Consider the following 2,798-nt stretch of genomic DNA (forward strand, 5'->3'; position numbering starts at 1 on the left):
TTTGAAGCTCATCCAGGGTGACTCCAGTCGTTTGATCAACAAAATGAACATCATCTTTACCAGGAATCGCTGCCGCTGCTGTTCATCTTTAAGAACGCTGACTTTTTTCTTTTGAGGAATGTAGGCAGCAGGTCGATAGGCTGTTAAATCAAGCTTCTCCAATATTTCAAGGACTTGATCAAACTCTTCTAACTCACCAAAGCCCTGAGGATTTTTAAAAACATTTTTTGGTTTCTCTTTGTCAGGAAACTCCAAATCACTGTCAATATAGTCCAGAATCAACTTTCGGGTTCGGGCAACAATCAGCTTATCCGTTAGTTGAGTAAAAGAATCTGGTAGTTTCTGAACTAACTCACTTAATGTGCCGTCTTCCTTTTCTTTCCATTTTGAATGGGCTCGTTCAGCGGTTCTAAATTCATTTTCCAAATTTCGGATCGCAAGTGGTGTATCTAAAAATCCATCATTCGATCCCTTCACCATCAGCTTAAACTGATTACGAATATCCTTTAGCTCGTTATTAATTGGTGTGGCCGAAAGCTGAAGTACTTTTACGTCTTCATTATTTTTCAGAATGTTATCAACCAAAAACTGATACCGGGATGACTTGTCATTTCGCAGGTTGTGAGACTCATCGATCACTAACAGCATTTTTGGGTTGTGCTGAAAGTGGCTCAACGGATTATCCTTGTAGCGTTCATTATCGAAACGAGTCGTGTGTTCCTCTGCGGGATGTTCTACCCTGTATTCTTCGGTTTCATTGTATTGCAGGTCTGTGTGATAACGCACTAAATACCGAAGCCGGTCTTGTTTGAAAAGTGAATCATTCACATCACGATACTTCTCCCAGTTTTCGGAAAGCTTTTTAGGACATAATACCAGAACCTGATACCCCTTCATTTCAAAATACTTCATCACAGCCAAAGCCTGCCACGTCTTACCCAATCCTACGGCATCAGCTAAAATCGCCCCGTTAAATTTCTGGAGCATTTTGATTAATGATAGAACCCCTTTCTTCTGAAAACCATACAGAATATCCCAAAGCCTTGTTTTCTTTAAATGCTCCAGATTCTGCTGAGATTCTGAATCATCTTCAAAATCGATAATGTCCTGTTTAAACAGCTCGAATAGAATCTTATGGTAAAGTTCTTCCGGTGTGTACTTTTTATATAGTTGGCTGATCAGTTCAATAACATGATCTTTGAAATCAATCAGTTTATCTTCCTGCTTTATTTTGTCCTTGGCAATCTTCTCCCAATGCAGTTCAAACCATTCTAAAGCTTTATCAAAATCATTATCCTCGCTTTGCTGAAGTTCATTTAATTCAATATTTCCAGATGGCCGAACGCCCATTCCGGCTTCTGTCATATTTGAACTGCCAACTGAATAAAAGCTATTTCGGGGATCATCGGCATCATACAAATACATCTTCGCATGACAGAAGTTTTTATCGATAGTTTTTAGCTTAACCTTCTCTTGTTCAAGGAATTTGATAGCTTTATTAGAGTCAACAGAATTTCTTAAAACTGTTGTTACCCCCAAATCACCTTGCAGCAGATCAATAGTATAATCCTCCAGTCGGTCTTCATCATTTACAAGATTCCCCATAATCATTCGAAATTGTTCCGGATTATTCATCCGATCGAACATTCTGGCCAAAAAGTCTACCGTAAAATATCCAGTCACCGCATTGAATTCCCCTTTGCCCAAATACTTTTCAAGATACTCAGCCATCGTAGCTGGCATTGCATCTCTATACTTTTTTTTATTGTCAATTAGCATATTTCAACAACATTTCAGTTTGTCTTTCAGAAAGTCTTTGTTCTATATTTTTTTATTCTCGAATTGGTTAGCTAATAGAAGCAAGAGCTACGTATAAATTTCAAGTCAATATAATGGAACCAATCTGCAATCAGAAAGAAAGGAGTAGAATTAATCACATACCCACAGTTAACCTCCTACGCGCCTTGCAGCCACCTGGTCTGTAATCCACTGGACGTTAATAACTCTATCTCTTCGTATTGATGTACCTATTTTTATTGTAACCTTATCGATTCCTCTGATTTTATTTAATGATTACAATTAAAATAGAGCCGATAGTGACTACACTGTGTCAGGGTTAGTAAATTAAGTTCTTCCGGGTTTGGAAATAAGAGAGTCCGGTTTATTGATAAAACCAGCTTGGATTGAGTATTACAAATATCAATGGAATAGCATGGACTATCCCGGAATTAAATGAGTTCTCCGGAATTAGCTTGTTGTGTTTCTCTGATGGATACAGTTTATCTACTCTTTTATATAAAAACCCTTCTCTTTTTTACTGCTAAGCTGCTAAAAACTGCTAAAGAGTAGATGAAATGAGCTTTCCTGACTTTATGAGACGATTATTGGCTAAGCAGTTTGTTTACTAAAATGCTAAAGAGTGCTAATCGCTGCTAAGATTTTTAGCAGTCCTTAGCACCTCTTAGCAGTGTTTAGCAGTAGATATTTTTAAAGGAAAGTATGTTTTTGATAGTGTATGAATGGATTTGTTAGACTTTTTAGCAGTTAGCAGTGTTTTGTGTGTTTTTATGTTTCGTTTTTTTTTAAAAAAAAGACAACCACCCCTGGCCCCTCCTTCAAAAGTGTTTTGTTTAAAAAGTTAATCTCTGCGGTGATGGACGCCCGGATATCCTGCATGGCGTTCCAGACTCGTTTTAAGTGAATGGCCAGCCCGGACTTCTCACCAAGAAATTTTTCTTTCAGCAAGGCAAAAGGAATCTGTCGTCGGAAACGTCCGTCGGCTTACAGACTTTTGAACT

Annotated in this window: 2 protein-coding genes; both read right to left on the reverse strand. The window is 38.0% G+C overall.

The features are described from left to right. The coding region (locus R6U02_RS03335) for an SNF2-related protein (protein WP_410262219.1) at positions 1–1,779 on the reverse strand (1,779 nt) is incomplete at its 3' end. 786 nt (positions 1,780–2,565) lie between these two features. Next, positions 2,566–2,745, reverse strand: coding sequence for a hypothetical protein (locus R6U02_RS03340; RefSeq protein ID WP_410262220.1), 180 nt, complete (start codon positions 2,743–2,745; stop codon positions 2,566–2,568). Between the last annotated feature and the right edge of the window lie 53 nt (positions 2,746–2,798).

It is taken from the genome of Alkalibacterium sp. (assembly GCF_046484155.1).
GTDB lineage: Bacteria > Bacillota > Bacilli > Lactobacillales > Carnobacteriaceae_A > Alkalibacterium.